This window comes from Embleya sp. AB8, from assembly GCF_049739465.1.
Taxonomy (GTDB): domain Bacteria; phylum Actinomycetota; class Actinomycetes; order Streptomycetales; family Streptomycetaceae; genus Embleya.
Genome location: NZ_JBMHHY010000029.1, coordinates 73,771 through 91,158 on the forward strand (window position 1 = coordinate 73,771; position 17,388 = coordinate 91,158).

General features: G+C 68.8%; 5 protein-coding genes. 2 read left to right on the forward strand and 3 right to left on the reverse strand.

Annotated features, from left to right (window positions below; translation table 11 throughout):
• Positions 1 to 157: 157 nt before the first annotated feature.
• Positions 158 to 6,628, reverse strand: coding sequence for an RHS repeat domain-containing protein (locus tag ABIA38_RS35390; protein ID WP_424643041.1), 6,471 nt, complete (start codon positions 6,626 to 6,628; stop codon positions 158 to 160).
• Between the two features lie 423 nt (positions 6,629 to 7,051).
• On the opposite strand from ABIA38_RS35390, the gene ABIA38_RS35395 reads away from it, so the two are divergent.
• The gene (locus ABIA38_RS35395; protein WP_424643042.1) at positions 7,052 to 12,076 is read left to right on the forward strand and encodes an FG-GAP-like repeat-containing protein; all 5,025 of its coding nucleotides are present in this window, start codon (positions 7,052 to 7,054) and stop codon (positions 12,074 to 12,076) included.
• A gap of 295 nt (positions 12,077 to 12,371) precedes the next feature.
• On the opposite strand, the gene ABIA38_RS35400 is transcribed toward ABIA38_RS35395, so the two are convergent.
• Together ABIA38_RS35400 and ABIA38_RS35405 are read right to left on the reverse strand one after the other, a co-directional pair.
• Positions 12,372 to 13,109 (reverse strand): response regulator, encoded by a 738-nt coding sequence (locus ABIA38_RS35400; protein ID WP_424643043.1) that lies wholly within the window; start codon positions 13,107 to 13,109, stop codon positions 12,372 to 12,374.
• The gene (locus ABIA38_RS35405; RefSeq protein ID WP_424643044.1) at positions 13,109 to 14,413 is read right to left on the reverse strand and encodes a sensor histidine kinase; all 1,305 of its coding nucleotides are present in this window, start codon (positions 14,411 to 14,413) and stop codon (positions 13,109 to 13,111) included. Before ABIA38_RS35405 ends, ABIA38_RS35400 begins: the two co-directional genes overlap by 1 nt.
• A gap of 511 nt (positions 14,414 to 14,924) precedes the next feature.
• Between ABIA38_RS35405 and ABIA38_RS35410 the strand changes: the two genes are divergently transcribed.
• Positions 14,925 to 17,336, forward strand: coding sequence for an MMPL family transporter (locus ABIA38_RS35410; protein ID WP_424643045.1), 2,412 nt, complete (start codon positions 14,925 to 14,927; stop codon positions 17,334 to 17,336).
• The last annotated feature ends 52 nt before the right edge of the window (positions 17,337 to 17,388 follow it).

The following is a 17,388-nucleotide window of genomic DNA, read 5'->3' on the forward strand; positions in this document are numbered from 1 at the left end:
AGCCATTCTGGCTCAGAAATTCCGAGAGTGTTCGAGAAAACTTCTTCCGGTACTCCTTGACCTGAAGCGCTCACACGATTTCTTTCATCACGAACATAACGAAGGAGAAGCGAGGCCAGCGTACCACTGGCCTCGCTCATCATTCCGAAGGTATTACTCAGCCAAACAGCTTGTGATAGGCATCCTTAAATCCGTTCTTAATTGTCGGCGACGTGATGGTTGCAAGCCCTGCTGCGACAAAGGCGCCGGCGCCCGCGCCAACAAAAGGCGCGGCAGGGCCGAAGACGGGGCTGAGCACCATACCTGCTCTCCCTCCCCAGACAGCACCTTGGATCGTAGCACCGCCAACATAGGCGAAGTCAAAACCGGTCTCGGTAGTTGCCGCCACAACGCCTCGCGTCGTCACACCGTCCTTATTGTTGGCTTCATAGTTGGACCAAGCCGTCAGGCCTAGCCCGACAACCCCGACACCTCTTCCCCATTTGGCTAGAGCCGGGGTTCCCGGTGCGCGTACTCTCGTTCCGTCCGGAGCAACCGACTTAATGTCCTGGATCATTCCTTGGGGTATGGCCACACCCATTGATCCAGCGGTAAGCAGGGCGTTCGACGAAGAGCATAGTGAATTCTCTGCCTGCGAATCCATCCCACAATTCGGAGTCCAATCGAGCACCCAGGGCTCTGGGGCATTGTCCGCAGCGAGTATCGCTGTTTGGGGAACTGGCTTGGTGAGCAAGCAAATCCCACACCAGCTAACTTCCTTGGGCGCCTGGGAAACTCGAGGACCGATGGGCGGAGGATTCTTCCCGCTTCCCTTCTTCCCGTTTGAGAGAACTGGCTGCTTGGGGTGAGAACTCGAGACTGGTGGCTCGTCATTGAACGTTCCGGCGGTGTCTGCCTTGGAGGGGCCGTTGCCGCTGTGTCGCTGTTCGTTGCTCCAGGTGTGGTCGATATCCGGGTCGCCCCAGATCTCGCCCATTCCTGAAGGATCGCTGGCGCTGAGGGGCGAGTTGCTGGCGTAGGTATAGCCGTGGATCTGTTGGGCGTCGGTCAGGTTGATCAGCGGGTCGACGCTGATGAAGCGGCCAAGGGTGGGGTCGTATTCGCGGGCACCGATGTGGGTCAGCCCGGTTGAGTCCATGGGCTTGCCGAGGAAGCCCTTGTCGTCGGGCCATTGGCCGTTGGCCTTGGTGGGCTGTGTGCCGCGGGGTTCGCCGAAGGGCTTGGATTGACGGCGCGTTGCCGTCAGGGTGGCGGCGTCGAGGGTGCTGACCGGGGTGCCGTGGTGGTCGGCCGCCATGTAGGTGAGTCCGGCAGTGCTGTTGCGGACGACGGTGGCGCCGCCGGCGGTGGGGTAATAGCGGGTGCCGATTACCGGGCCGGATTGGTCGGTGTTGGTGGTGAGTTCGTCGCCACCGAGGTACAGGGTCGTCTTGCCGGCCTCGCGGCGGATGATGCGGTTGCCGTCGGCGTCGTAGACGTAGTCGCTGTTGCCGGTCGCGGAGGCGACCTTGGTGAGCTTGTCCTCTTCGTTCCAGGTCAACGTCTGGAGGTTGGCGTCGGCGCCGGGGCGGGTCTTGGTGTTGCCGGACTGGTCGTAGGTCAGGCCCGTGGTGACCGCTTCGCGGGTGCCGGTCTTGACGGTGACCGTGTCCAGGCGGTGGGTGCGGTCCGTAGACGCGGCGCCCGCCCGGTAGCCGTACTCCGTGGTGACGTTCTTCGTCGGGTCATCCGTCGCGTCGTGCTCGACGAGCTTCGTGCGGTTGCCGACGACGTCGTAGTCGAAGGACTGCCAGTACGCATCCGGGCCGCCGACGGTGTTCTTGGACGGGGTCGGGGTGGTGCAGCCGCCGATGCCGGGGACGTTGGGCGCCGGGAGGGTGGTGGTGCCGGCGGTGTCGGTCCAGGCTTCCTTCAAACGGCGCTTGCCGTCGTAGGTGAAGCACTGGGTGTCGGTGGTGTTGTTGTCGCGCCTGGTGCTGATGGAGGTGACATCGCCGGACGGTTTGTAGGTGTAGGTGGTGGCGTCGACGCTCGTGGTGGTGGAGGTCTGCTTGTCCCAGTTGGTGGACAACAGGCGACCGGTCGAGGGGTCGTAGTCGCTGGTGAACGCGGCCTGCCGGGGCGCGTCGCCGAGGGTGGCGCGGATGTTGTGGCCGAAGGCGTCGTAGATGCCCCGGTTCAGATAGGCCCTTTCGCCACCGAACTTGGTCAGCAGTCCGCGAGTGTTGTAGGTGCTGCGCAGCGTCTCGGCGGGGAGGCCGCCCTGGGCGGGGGCGTCGGTGGCCACCGGCAGACCCAGGACCGGCTCGTAGGTGGTGGCGGTGGTGTAGATGCCGGCGAGTTTGCCCTCGGCGGCGGGGATGGTGGTACGGGTGCCGGTGGGGCGGTACGTGCCGGATTCGAAACCGGTGATCTCGTTCGTGTACTTGGCGCCGCTCCTGCCGCCGACGTAGCGGGAGGAGCCGTCCGCCTGGCCCTTCGCATAGCGGTCGTAGGTCCACTCGGCGAGGAGGTTCACGTCGGAGACGGAGTCCTTGTAGGAGGCGGTCTTTCGGCCGAGCGCGTCGTAGGTGTAGGCGAGCTTCTGACCGCGGGCGTCTGTGGTGCCGATCACCCGGCCGACGAGGTCGTAGCGGGTGTCGGACGGGCCCTTGTCCGGGTCCTCGACGTGGGTCTTGCGGCCCAGGAAGTCGTAGGTGTACGTCCAGGTGTTGCCGCCCGCGTCGGTGACCGACTTCAGTTCCTCGCGCGGGGTGTACGTGTAGGTGATCTTCGAGTAGTCGGTGCCCGTGGGGACTCCGCCGTTGTACTCGCGCAACTCACCGGGCTTGCCGCGGGCATCCGAGATGGACACGGTCGCGACACCGCCCGGCGGCGGGGTGACCCGGGTCTCGTCGGCGCCGGCGTAGGTGGTGGTGGTGCGCCACTGTTCGATGCCCTTGGAGGAGAACGTCTGGGCGGTGGTGCGGCCCATGCCGTCGTAGACGACGGCGTTCTGGCCGGAGATCTCGTTGTCGTTGCCGACGAAGACGGTCGTGTCCGGGTCCGAGGTTTCGTCCAGATAGGGCTGGTTGGTCTTGAACGGGCGGCCGAGGCTGTCGTGGAAGGTGTCGGTGATCAGCCGGCCGAAGCCGTCGTTGGCGGTGCTCGACTGGGTCTGGCGTTCCTGGAGGAAGCTGTTGAGGATCCGGTGCGAGACCGCGTACTTCTTGTCGGTTGTCAGGGTGCGGGTGGTGACCACCGAGGGGCCGGTCTTGCTGGGGGCGTACGCGAATTGCAGGTCCGCGTTGTCGGCCTTGGTGTGGCCCGGCTTCCATACGGCGATCAGCCGGCCGAGGGTGTCGTACTCCTGCTCCACCGTCAGGCCGTTGGCGTCGAGGGCCTTGACGGGGAGGTTGCGCGCCCCGGCATAGGTGGTCGAGGACGTCCAGCCGGTGGGGCCGGTGACGACCACCGTGGTGGGCAGGGTGCCCGCGGCGGGGGTGTAGGTGGTCGTGGTGACCTTGTTCTCGGCGTCGGTGGCCTTGGTGACACGGCCGTACGCGTCGAACTCCGACTTCGTGGTGGTCACCCAGTTCGGGGTGCCGTCCGCCTTGTAGTCGATCACCGCGTCGGCCGAGGTGACGTCGCCGACCGTACCGACCTCACCGAACGGTTTGTTGTCGTAGAGGGTGTGCGACCACGCGTACACGGTGTCCTTGGACGCTGTGGTTTCGCAGGTGCCGATCAGGGATCGGACCTCGGTGGGTTTGCCGATGATCCACGCGCTCGTGTTGTGCGCATACGTGGTCTTCGTGCAGTACTCGGGCAGGCCGTCGGCCCTGTCCGACACCGTCTCCGGAAGACCGTGGACCGCCTCGAACGTGGTCGTCTTGGAGGTCTCGCGCCAGGTGGTGCCGTCGGCGAGGAGGCTGCGGTTGCGGTTCTTGGAGGTGGCGGTGCGCTGCGCGGTGAGCGGGGGAAGGCCGCGGGCGCGGGTGTGGGTGGCGGTGGCCGCGGAGGAGAACGGGGTACTGAGGGACGTCGCTGCGACGGTGCCGCCGTCGCCGGTGAACGTCTGGGTCTCGTAGGCGAATCCGGCGTGCTGGTTCGCATCGACGAGGGTGGTGCCGGTGGAGTCGGTGAGGGTGACGGCGCGCTTGCTGCCGTCCTTCTTCACGTCGGCGTCCATGCCGCGCAGGTAGAACGTCGCCGACTGGGTGACGCGGGTCTCCGGCGCCACACCCGAGCGGGTGATCACCTGGCCGTAGCCGCGGAACTGGTTCCAGGTGCGGCGGTCCTTGCTCTTGGGCTTGCCCGCTTCCTTGTCCTCGGTCAGCTCGGAGTCGTCGCGGTGCCAGGCGGCGCCGCCGACGTACTCGTAGCGGGTCGAGCGGTCGGGGGTGGTGGTGGCGATGTCGTGTTCGGTGACCTCGGCGACGGTGTACTTGTGGAACCAGTGCAGGACCGGTTCCGCCTCTTGGTCGTAGTTCCACCAGATGGGGTAGCACGCCTTGGTGTTGGCGTCCTGGGTGGGCAGCGTGGCCGGGGTGCATTCGGCGTTGTTGTACTTGACGGTGGTCTGGCCGCCGGTCTCGTTGGTGATGCCGGTCAGGCGGCGGCGGTTCATCGGCGGGGCGAGGTCGCCGGCGGCGTCTACCCGGTTCTCCATGCCCTGGCCGGTGAAGTCGACGGAGGGGATGTCGATCTTCTTGGTGCCGTCCCAGGCGGTGCGGGTGATCGAGTTCAGCCACAGCGTCGGCGAGGAGCCGTCCAGGGGGTCCGGGTAGTCCTGGTCGAGCGCGTACTCGTCGACGGTCTGGTAGGCGGAGCCGACCAGGGACTGAGTGGTGATCCTGGTGAGGCGGCGGGTGGAGAAGAATGTCTGGCCGTACTCCTCGCACTTGCCCGACGTCGCGCACTGCTTGTCGACCGGCACATCCGGCCACTTCGACGCGTTGGCCTTGGTCATCTTGGCCGGGTCGCAGTCGAAGCCGTCCTTCTTCAGGCACCGCTCCGCCGTGTCGAAGACGACTTGGGCCGTGGGTTGCGTGGTGTCGGACTTCTTCGACCCGTAGGTGATCTTCGCGAGGGTGCCGCCCCGGGTGTACTCGGTCAGGGTGCCGGAGCCGACCAGGACCGCGCCGCGCGTGTACCGGTTCGTCTCCGCGTTGTACCAGTAGGTGACCATCCCACCGCGGGCGTCGACGACGTAGTCGAGGTTCCAGCGCCAGGCCTGTTGGCACCACGAGGCGTCGAAGCCGGATGCCTTGTTGCAGGGTTCGCCGGCGTTGTTGCCGTAGACGGGTGCGGACCACGTCGAATTGGTGGCGGGGTCGGTGTTGTCGCCGCCGGGCTTGTGGCCCACGCCGAAGTAGTACTGCACGCCGTCGCCGGTGGTCAGGCGCCAGTACTCGCCGTTGTCGTCACCGTTGACCGCGCCGGTCAACGGCTCGATACGGGAGTCGTCGTCGCCTTCCAGGCGCCACTTGGACTTGTCCGCGTCGTCCTGGACCAGGGTCGAGGACTTGCCGTTCAGGGACAGGGTCAGGGAGTTCTGGTTCGACCAGCACTTCTCCCCCGACTTGTCCTGGCCGTCGCGTGCGCAGGACTGGTAGGAGCGCTCGACGAAACCGGGCGAGTACTCCCAGCCCTCCCCGATCCACGACGCCTGGTTGTTCGTGGAGGTCGTACGACCGTCCACCGAGCCGGAGTTGTAGGACAGATTCACGGTCGGCGCGGTGCCACCGATCGCCGGTGGGACGCCGATGCCGTACGACCAGTTCATCGAACCGGAGTTGCCGCCCGCCGACCACTGGCCGGACGGGGACAGGGAGGTGGCCTTGTAGTCGCCGGACGGGCCCGAGGCGTCGGCGGTCGCCGCCAGCACCATCGCACCCGACCCGGTCGCCGACGGGGAGCCCGCGACGCCCGCGGGGAGGTCGACGTCGGCGATCACCCGCCGCTTCACACGGTCGTTGCGCGCGCCGGCCACGGGGGTCTTCACCCGGCAGGCGGCGATGTCGGGGGTGTTCAGTGCGCACTCGGGCATGGCGACCAGGCGCAGGCGGGAGGACCAGTCCGCGCCGAACGCGTCCTTGAACGCCGTGTAGTCGACGCCGACCGTGACCCTGCCGGAGGTGCCGGCGGTATCGGTCGGGCGGAGGGTGATCAGGACGCCGTCGACGCCGGCCTTCTGGGCGGTGTCGTGGTCGGCGACGGTGACCTTGACGCGCCCCGGGGTGTTCCCGGCGCCCGTCGCGGGGGCGGTGAGGGTGTTCGAGCGGAGGGGGCCGGGGGCGGTGGTGTCGGGGGTGGTGATCCATACCGGGGTGCCGGGGGCGTTCCCGCCGGTGGGGGCGGCCAGCAACGACGATCCTCCCCGCGCGACGAACGACGACGCGGGCGCGGGGGCGGTCTCGGCCTCGGCCTGCCTGGGCCAGGTGGTCGCGGTGGGTTTCCACGAGCGGTGGCCGTCGCCGGCAAGGGGGCGCGCGTCGGGCTTGGGTGCCTTCTTCCCGTGCACGGAGGGCGTCTTGGGCAGGTCGCGTGGGGACCATCCCTCGTCGGCGGGACGGGATTCGATCCAGTCGACGGCCTGGGCCGGGCCCACGCTCGCCGTCAACGCCAGGACCGTCGCGCCCGTCACGAACAGGCGCGCCGCGCTGGACCCTCGACCGCGCCGGGACCTCCTCGATCCCCACGACCAACCACGCATGACAACCAACCCCCACCCGGACGGATCCCGCCCCGAGCAGGCGAAAGATCACAGACGGAGCGCACCGTAGGCCGTAAATCCCGTGCGGGTAAAGGCAGTTCCCGAGAGTAGATGTGTGCTTCGTCACTACAACCTCAAGGGCCGTCCGAGAGTCCCCAGCAAGTCCAAATCGCCCGTTGGGAACCATAGTTCGGCATTCCATCCGCACTTACAGGCGACTTGCATCCTTGTCGATACATCCAATGAGTCGACGTGATCTGCGCCACACGGTGAGAGCTTGTGGCCAACCGGTAGGTTCCGCGCATCTATGCGCGTTCGCGCCCCGCAGCACCGACTCTTCGAGGAGCACCCTCCATGGGGCACCCGCCTCCCCCCGCACGCCCACACCCGCGACGCCTGTCGGCCCTGGTCTGCGGACTGGTCACCCTGTCGATGACCTGCGCGGCCGGCGCGGCCGGCGCCGCACCCCGCAACGCACCCATCGGCGCAGCTGCCGGCGCGGGCACAGCAGCACCGGCGGGCGCCCCCTCAGCCGAGGCGAAGGCTGCGGCCGAGACCGCCGCCACCACGCAGGCCGTGCGCAACGGGGTGCCGGTGCCGGTGCCGGAGGCGACGACCGAGACGGACACGGTCACCGCCGAGCCCGACGGCTCGCTCAAGCTCCGACGCACCGCGCAGCCCTCACGGACGAAGAAGACCGGGACCTGGCGCGATCTCGACCCCACCCTCGCCCGGGCCGCGGACGGCACTGTCCGACCCGCGAGCACCACCGGCGACCTCGTACTCGGCGGCGGTGGCACCACGCTGCTGGCGTCCATGGGCGAGGGAAACCGCAAAGTCACCTTCACCTGGCCCACACCGCTGCCCGCGCCCGTCGTCACCGCCGACGGGGCGCTGTACTCCTCGGTGTTGCCGGACGTCGACCTCAAGGTCACCGCCACCGCGCAGGGCGGGTTCTCGCACACCCTGATCGTCAAGAACGCTCAGGCCGCCGCCAACCCGCAACTGGCCACCCTCAGGCTCGGCATGAGCACCGAGGGCGTCACCGTCACCCGGGAAGACAACGGGGCTCTCGCCGCGAAATCCCCGGACGGTGCCACCGCCTTCCGCGCCCCCACCCCGATCATGTGGGACTCGCGCACCACCCCCAAGAGCGGCGCTGCGAGGACGAAGTCCACGCTCGCGGCCGGCGCACCGGACACCGGGTCGAGCCCCGGGGGCGACCTCGTCTCCACATCCGACGCTCCTGGAACCCTCGCCACCACCGTGCCCCTGGGCACCACCGTGACGGCCGGCTCCCTCACGTTGACTGCGGACCGGGGCGTGCTCGCCTCGCCCGACACCGTCTTCCCCGTCTACATCGACCCCGCCTGGGTTCCGACCCAGAAGACCCAGGCCGGCGAGTGGAACTGGGTCTGGGACGCCCCCGGTTACCGCGACACCCCCGGCAACACCAGCAACAAATACAAGCCCGGCGTCGGATACCAGGGTTGGGAAACCGAGAAGGGCATCGAAAAGACCTACTACAGCGTCGCCCTCAATCTCCCCGGCAAGCAGATCATCGACGCCAAGTTCTACGCCACCCAGGTCTCCTCCTCCGCGTGGTCGTGCGAGAACACCAGCACCTACCCCGTTCAACTCCACCAGGTCGCCAACACCCTCGACTCCCACACCACTTGGAACACCCGACCCGCCGACTGGGGCCTGTGGTCCACGATCCGGGTCCCCAACTCCAACACCAAGGGCGAATGCGGCCCGCGCCTGGCCGAGTTCGGCATCACCGACCAGGTCAGGGCCCGCGCGGGCGAGAGCATCCTCACCTTCGGCCTCTTCGGCGACGAGAATGATCCCGCGGCGTTCAAGCGCTTCTCCAACAACCCCGCCGACGCCTACCTGACCGTCAAGTACAACACCAAGCCGAACACCCCCTCCAACCTGCGGATGACGCCGGTACCCGTCAACGGCGCCGCCTCCGGGAACGCCGGATACATCGGTGCCGTCAACCCCGCCGTCGGCGGGGTCAGCCTCCACGCCACCCTCACCGACCCCGACGGACCGCAGAACGTCAAGGGCCAGTTCAATCTGCGCGAGGTCGGCAACGGCGATCCGCTGGTGTACGACAGCGGGTGGGTCTCGTGGGGTGCCAACGGCCACGAGGCCCGCGCGGACCTTCCGGCCGGCACCCTCGCCGACGGCAAGAGCTACCGGTGGTCCGTGCGCGCCGACGACGAGAGCATGTCCGGCGACTGGGCACCCGACACGACGTTCACCGTCGACGCCACACCACCGTCCACACCGACCGTCGCCAGCGTCGACTACCCCACGAACGGCGGCGGCAAGACCGCCGGCGACAAGGGCACCTTCGCCTTCACGGCCACCGACAACGCCTCCGGCGTCGACACCGTCGAATACGCGCTCAACGCCGTCATCCCCGTCGGCGGCGCCGCCCGCGCCACCTGGGACGACGTCAACAAACTCTGGCGAACCGACGCCCTGCCGGTGGTCAACTGGGGCACCAACACGCTCTACGCCCAGACCGTGGACAGGGCCGGCAACCGCTCCCAACCCACCATCTACAAGTTCTACGCGCCCTCCAACCCCAACGCCAAGACCACCCTCGGCGACATCACCGGCGACGGACGCATCGACCTGCTCACCGTCGACGACACCGGCGCACTGCGCATGTACTCCGCCGACACCGACCCCGCCGCCGGTGGCACCATCGCATCCCGTGCCGTCCAGGGACCACCCGGCCCCAATGGCAAACCCACGTGGACCGGGTCACTGATCACCCACCGCGGGGGCGCCGGCATCACCTACGACGACCTCTACGCCCACGCCGGCGGACAGCTCTATCGCTACGCCACCGCCGGCGCGGGAGCCCACGGCGAATACTTCACCCGCGCGGTCCGCGACGTCGTCACGCGGCCCACCATCTGCTTCGACCCCTCCCGCCCGAACGGCACCTGCGCCGCGTACACCACCGACTGGACCCGGGTGCGGCAGATCCTCGCCCCCGGCAACGTCGACAACGACCTCACCGGATCCGGCGTCGCGCGCCTGGACCTGCTCACCGTCGAGGACAACGGCAACGGCACCAGCGGCCTGTGGCTCTTCCACGGCGACACCAGCGGCGGCGCCTTCGACAAGGCCATCCCCCTCGGCGCCGCCGACTGGACCAACCTCGACCTCATCGCCCCCGGCGACACCACCGGCGACGCCCTCCCCGACCTGTGGGCACGCGACCGCACCACCGGACAACTCTTCCAGTACGCGTCGAGGAAGAACGCCGACGGCGGCGCCGACGTCACCGCGCTCGGCAACACCGCAGCTCGGACGGTGATCGGGACCGGATTCGACGCGGCCGCGTATCCGAAGCTCAACTCGGACGGGGACCTCGACGGGGACGGCCGGGCCGACCTCTGGGCGCAGGCCGCGGACGGGCGGTTGTACGTGGCGCTGGGGATCGCACCCGGCCCCGACGGCAACACCTTCGGTCCGATGCGACTGATCGCCGACAACCAGACGCCCTGGACCACCTGCGAGAAATACCCCTCCGCAGGCGACGCCAACGTCAAGCTCGACCTGTGCGGACCCATCCTCGCCAAATACAAGGCCACCGGCGGACCCACCGGGCCGCTGCGGCTGCCGACGAGTGGGGTGCAGGGCGACGGCGGCATCGGGAAATTCGCCGACTTCCAGGGCACCGGGAACGGCGCCCTCACCGACGCGCACATCAACTGGTCGCCCACCACCGGTGCCTGGTCCCAGCGCGGCGGCACGCGCACAAGGTGGCTGCAGAGCGGCGGCCTGAACGGGCCCCTCGGCTACCCCGTCTCCGACGAGGACGTCGTACGCGACGGCGCCGGAACCGACATCGGCCGCGTCACCCGCTACGCGGGCACCGCGAACACCGGGGCCGGCGCCGTCACCTGGACCCCGGACACCGGAGCGCACCTGATCAGCGGAGAGACCTACAACCGCTGGCAGGCCACCGGCGGCCCCCGCGGCCCCCTCGGCTTCCCCGCCACCGAACAGGCCAACACCCCGACCAAACCCGGCACCTACACCCACTTCCGCACCCCCGGCGCGGGCATCGACAACGGATCCGTCTACACCACACCGAGCGGCGGGGCCTGGGCCGTCTACGGCAACATCCGCAACCGGTGGGCCGCACTCGGCTGGGAACAGGGATATCTCGGGTTCCCCACGAGCAACGAATACGACGTCACCGGCGGACGCCGCAGCGACTTCCAGGGCGGCTACATCCGCTGGAACGCCACCACCGGAGCCACCCTCGACCACCTTCCGAACGACTCCACCAACGCCCAACGCAACGAATACTCCGGGGACTTCGACGGCGACCACCGCGCGGACATATTGACCGTCTACGACTACGGCCAGGCCACCACCGCGTTCTTCGTCTCCTCCGGCAACGCCGACGGCACCTTCGCCCCGCCCCGCCAGGTCTGGCTCAGCGCGGCCGGACACTGGGACACCACCCGCGTCAAGTACACGGTCGGCGACTTCGACGGCGACGGACGCGACGACATCGCCGCCCTGCACGTGTGGAACGACGGCAGCACATCCCTGTTCAAGTTCATGTCCCAGCCCGGCGGCGTCTTCTCCGGCCCGGTCCCCGGCTACGTCACACCCGCGGGCAACTGGGACTGGGCCAAGGCCAGCATCATGGCCGGCGACTTCAACGGCGACGGCAAGAAGGACGTCGCCATGATCTTCGCCCAGGTCCAGGACCCCGCCGGCGGCACCACCTCCGTCCGCACCTGGATCATCCGCAACGACGGCACGTTCGACACCCCCATCCCCGGCTGGCAGTCACCACCGGGCACCTGGAACGCGAACTCCGCCAAATACGCCGTCGGCGACTACAACGGCGACGGACGCGCCGACATCGCCGCCCTCTACGGCTGGTCCGACGGCAGCGTCACCCTCCACACCCTCCTCGCCCAACCCGACGGCACCCTCGCCGCACCCGTGCAATCCTGGCGCGCCGCCCCCGGAACCTGGGACTGGAACAAGGTCCAACTCACCTCCGGCGACTACAACGGCGACCACCACGCCGAAGTCGGCGCCATGTACGACCTCGGCGCTGGAGTCACCGAATTCCGCGTCTTCCCCACCGGCTCCGACGGCCGATTCACCAACCCCACCACCGCCTGGCGCTCCGCACCCGGCACCTGGGACACCACCTACGCCTACCCCGTCACCGGCGACTACAACGGCGACGGACGCGACGACATCGCCGCCATGTACGAATGGAACGACGGCAGCACCACACTGAACACACTGCTCGGCAACACCGACGGCACCCTCAAGCAACCCGTCCAAGGTTGGAGAGCCCCACCCGGCACCTGGTAACTCCACCTGATCGGCACACCACGGGATGGACCCGGCGCCCACGCGCCGGGTCCATCCCGTGGTTCGGACCGACACCGCTCCTCATACCGGATACGGGAGCCAAAGCCCCGGAACCAAACGCCGTGCAGGACAGGGAAAGGGAATGCGTCGACGCTCGGCAAGGGCACCCCACCGCAGGATCAACGACAGCGATGAGCCTGCTCGACGACGCCACGACGACCCGGACCCCCAACGCACCCCCACCGGGCCCTGGATGCCCTGAGCGCCACGCCGTCGCCCTCTCCGCGCTGCGCCGCTACGTAGCCCGCCCCGCCTGCACCAGCCCCGACTCGTAGGCGAATACGACCGCCTGCGCCCGGTCCCGGACGCCCAGCTTTGCGAACAAGCCTGTTGCGTGGTTTTTCACCGTCTGGACGCCGATGCTCATCGCTTGAGCGATCTCGGCGTTGTCCAGCCCCGCCGCGATCAGCCTCAGCACCTCGACCTCCCTCGGGGTCAGGTCGCGCAGGCCCGTCGTCGAGGTCTGTGGGGCCGATGGGGCCTTGACGAAGGACTCGATCAACCGCGTCAGCAAGCGCGGCGCCACCGCGGCCTCGCCCAAGTGGACCGTGTGGACCGCTGCGATCAGGTCCTCCGGCAGGACGTCCTTGGGCAGGAAGCCGATCGCGCCCGCGCGCAGGGCGCCGACCACGTACTCGTCCATGTCGAACGTGCTCAGGGCCAGCACTCGGCAATCGGGGAGTTCCTCGGCGAGTTGGGCCGTGGCCTTGACGCCGTCCAGGACCGGCATGCGGATGTCCATCAGGATCACGTTCGGGTGCAGTCGGTGGGCCGCCTCGACGGCCTGGGCGCCGTCGCCGACCTCGCCGATCACCTCGATGCCCGGGTCGGAGCGCAGGATCAGGGCCAAGCCCCGACGCACCAGCGGCTGATCGTCCGCGAGCAGCACGGTGACCGGGGATGCCGGGGATGCCGGGGATCCCGGAGATGCCGGGGATCCCGGCGATACCCGGGATGCGTCGTCCACGCCCATCAGTTCCAGTCCTCTCCTGGCTCCACCGGCGGCAGCGGTACGAGTGCCGCCACCCGGTAGCCGCCCTCGGCGCGCCTGCCCGTCTCGAGCGTGCCACCGTGCACGGCGACTCGTTCGCGCATGCCCAGGAGACCGTACCCGCCGCCCGCCATCCCGGTGCGCCCACCGCCCCCGCCACGCCCGTCGCCGTCGTCGCAGATCTCCACGGCGACCCGATCCGAGCGGTATTCGACCCGGACGAAGGCCCGCGCGTTGCCCGCGTGTTTGCGCGCGTTGGTCAGCGCCTCCTGCACGATCCGGTACAGGGTGAGCCCGATCGCCCTCGGCAGCGGCCGCGACTCGCCCAGTTCCTCGTACTCGACGGGCAGCCCGGCCGCGCGCGACTCGGCGAGCAGCCGGTCGATCTCGTGCATCCCCGGCTGGGGTTCGGCGGGCGCGTCCTCGGCGACGTCGGTGCTGCGCAGTACGCCGAGCAGTTGGCGCATCTCGCGCAGCGCGGTACGTCCCGACGACTCCAGCGTGATCAGCGCCTCGCGCGCGGTGTCCGGGTCGCGGTCCAGGGTGGCCCGCGCGCCGCCGGACATCAGGTACATCGTGGTGATGTGGTGCGCCACGATGTCGTGCAACTCGCGGGCGATCCGCCGGCGTTCGTCGGCCACCGCACGGTCGGCCAGCAGCCGCCGGTTCAGCTCCACCTGGTCGCGCCACCGGCCCACCCCGACGCCGGCCATGATCACCACGCCGATCGCCAACGCATCGGCGGGCAACATCCACGGGGTCGACTCGGTCTCCCGCACCAGGTGCACCGCCTGACCGGCCAGCATCGCACCGCCGGCGACGGCGATGGCGGGATAGGTGCCGGTGCGGGCCACCGCGTACAGCGCGACCACGAGCGACAAGGAGATGCTGTGCACGGTCATCGAGACGACCATGGACATCGCGACGTAGGCCGCGACCACCCCGAGCAGTACGTACAGCGGGTAGCGCCGACGCAGGATCAGCAGACCGCCGGCGAAGACGACCAACAGCGCGCCGACCACGGACATGTGCGGCCCGGCCCGATGGTCGGACGAGAGGTACGAGGCGAGGTCGGCCACCGTGCAGCCGAGCGCGATCAGCAGGTCGTTGCGCTTCCGGAGCCACGGAAAGGCCCGGATCCGCCGCCGGATCAGCCCCACGACACCCGTCGTCGGCGCCGGTTCGGGCACCGCCTCGACATCCGCCCCGGTCGGCGGTGCCGGGGCGGCCGGCCCGGGGACGGCCGCCGTGGCCGTCCCGACCGCTGAGGGGTGGTCGGCGCCCATCCGCGGGCCTCCTTCGTGATTCATGCCGTTCGATGCGATGCGATGCGATCGTCGTTCGATTGGATTCGATTCGATGCGATCGTCGATCGATTCGATGCGATCGGCGACGGGCGTCGCCGGCCAGGCGCCTCCCCCCGGGGTCGGTACACCGACGTCGCCCGCAAGTGTGCAGGTGCGCTGTGCCGTGCGCCCGCCGGCCCCGACCGGCTACCCGACGCCGACGCGCGGTTCGTGCATGCCATTCATGCCATGCCATTCATTGCATCCGCTCCATCCACTCCATCCATTCCATCCTCTCCCCTCCCGTTCTTGAACCGCTTCACGGGCGATCCCCGGCCCCGGACCCGAGTCCTGGTTGCCCGTCGGTCCCGGACCGAGGTCCCGGTCCGGTCCCCTTCCCCCGGTCGATGTCCGGAGGGGGTCGGCCGTGATGACCTTGAGTCAATCCGGAGATCCACGTTGCGTTCCCGCATCGAGCTCCTGCGTTTCGATCCGACGGCGGAGAAGGAAAATGATCCGTAGAACCACCGCATTCGCCACCCGTCATCGATGGCTGACGATCATTGTCTGGGCAGTTTTCGGCCTCGCCCTGACCGCCGTCGGAACCCCGTTGATGAACAGCGTCACCGATTCCTCGACCGGCAACTTCCTGCCGAAGAAATACGACTCGGCGGCGGCCATCCATATCGCCGAGAAGAAATTCGACGAGAAGCCCGACCCGAACGCGGTGACCGTCCTGGTGGCCCGCGCCGACGGCGCCAAGATCGGCCCGCAGGACCAGAAGAAGGTCGCCGAGACCGCGACCGCGCTGGCCAAGAAGCCGATCAAGGCGAAGCCGGAGCAGTTCGCCAAGGACTTCTCGCAGACCCCGACGTACACGCCCGGGGTGGTCGCCCCGGACGGGACCTTCCAATTGGTCTCGATGTCGCTGACCGGAAATATGAACGACACCGGTCTCCAGGACGTCTATCGCGATGCGCGTGATCTGGCGAAGACCGAATTCCAGACCTCCGGATTCCGGGTCGGTTTCACCGGCGGTATCGCCAACACCGTCGACAACACGGACGACGAGAAGGACACCCAGGCGCTGGTCGGCATGTTGACGATCGGTCTGATCGTGCTGCTCAACGTCCTGGTCTTCCGCAGCGTTCTGGCCGCCCTGCTCCCGCTGCTCGCGGTGACGCTGATCAGCGGCGTGGCGACGGGCGCGGTGGCGGGCACGGCGAAGTTGCTCGACATCAAGTTGGACTCGTCCGTACCGTCCCTGATCCCGGTCGTCCTGCTCGGCATCTGTGTCGACTACTTCCTGTTCCTGATGTTCCGCTTCCGTGAGCAATTGCGCGCCAATCCGAATCAGGACAAGCGCGAGGCCGCCGCGATCACCGCGGGCAAGGTGGGCAACGCGATCACCTGCGCGGCGCTGACCATCGTGGCGGCGTTCGCGACCCTCGGGGTGGCCAGCTTCGGCCAGTTCCGGGTGCTCGGCCCGTCGATCGCGGTCGCCGTACTGGTCGCGCTGCTCGGCAGCCTGACCCTGATGCCGGCGATGCTCGCGGTCTGCGGTCGTGGGATGTTCTGGCCGGCTCGGGCCTGGAAGAAGGAGCGTCCGGCGGGCTTCGCCGCCCGGTTGGGCGAGAAGGTGAGCATGCGGCCGGTGCGCTACCTGGTCGGCAGCGTGGCCCTGTTGGCCGCGCTCGGGGCCGGCGCGATCGGCGTCGCGATGAGCTATGACCAGGAGGGCCTGCCCAGGACCGACGCGATCAAGGTCAGCGAGGAGATCTCCCGTTCGCTGCCGGCGGGCGTGTCCGATCCGCACACCCTGTACGTGCAGAGCAAGGGCGGCGGCAAGCTCGACGAACGCGCGCTCACCGGGCTGACCGGTGCGCTGGGCAAGGTCCAGGGCGTCGGCCAGGTCGGCAAGCCGACGCTCAACCAGGACCACTCGGCCGCCCGGATCGACGTGTTCCTGGCCGAGAAGGCGGACACCCAGAAGGCCCGCGACCTGATCACCGGCCCGGTCCGGGGCACCATCTCGAAGAACACCCCGGAGGGCACCGAGGCGCACATCACCGGTACGGCGGCCATCTTCGCCGACGTCTCCAGCGCGGTGGGCAAGGACCTCAAGCTGGTCTTCCCGGTGGCCGCGATCCTGATCGCGCTGATCCTGTTCCTGCTGTTGCGCTCGCTGCTCGCGCCGATCGTGCTGATGCTCGCGGTCGGGCTCGGGTTCGTGGCCACGCTCGGCGCCGGGACGCTGGTCTTCCAGCACATGCTGGGCCGGGAAGGGGTGTCCTTCACGCTGCCGCTGGTGTTGTTCCTGTTCGTGGTCGCGCTGGGCACCGACTACAACATCCTGATGAGCGACCGGCTCCGGGAGGAGATGGAACGGCCGATCCCGGCCCGGAAGGCGGTGGCCGAGGCGGTCAAGCACACGGCGCCCGCGATCGCCACGGCCGGTCTGGTGCTCGCCGGTTCGTTCGCCAGCCTGGCGGCCAGCCCGGCGACGGCGGAGATCGGCTTCGCCACCGCGGTGGGCATCCTGCTCTCCTCGATGTTGTTGTCCATCGTGCTGGTACCCGCGATCGCGGCGATCCTGGGCCGCGGCCTGTGGTGGCCGCACCGGGGCACTGCTGCCGCCGGCAAAGGTGGTACGCAGGGCTCGGCGGAATCGGGCGGCGCGTACGACCCGAACGACCCCGGGGCGTCGGACCGTACGCTCGTGACCGAGCCGCAGATGGCGGGCGGGTACGGGGCGGGGCCGTACCAGGGACAGCCCCACCAGGGGCAGCCCTACCAGGGACAGCCGTACCAGGGGCAGCCGCAGCACAACGCCCCGTACCACCCGCTGCCGCAGCAGCAGCACCCGAACCAACAACAACCGCAACAGCCGTACCACTCGGGTCCGGACCAGCCGCGCGGCTGACCGAGCGCAACAGCGCAACCCGGGAAAGAAAGCCCGAAGGGGGCGGTGCCGA

Bases quoted from the DNA above. Each gene is read 5' to 3' on its own strand.
- ABIA38_RS35395 (WP_424643042.1), top strand. From the start codon at position 7,052: ATGGGGCACCCGCCTCCCCCCGCACGCCCACACCCGCGACGCCTGTCG.
- ABIA38_RS35410 (WP_424643045.1), top strand. From the start codon at position 14,925: ATGATCCGTAGAACCACCGCATTCGCCACCCGTCATCGATGGCTGACG.
- ABIA38_RS35405 (WP_424643044.1), bottom strand. From the start codon at position 14,413: ATGGGCGCCGACCACCCCTCAGCGGTCGGGACGGCCACGGCGGCCGTC.
- ABIA38_RS35400 (WP_424643043.1), bottom strand. From the start codon at position 13,109: ATGGGCGTGGACGACGCATCCCGGGTATCGCCGGGATCCCCGGCATCT.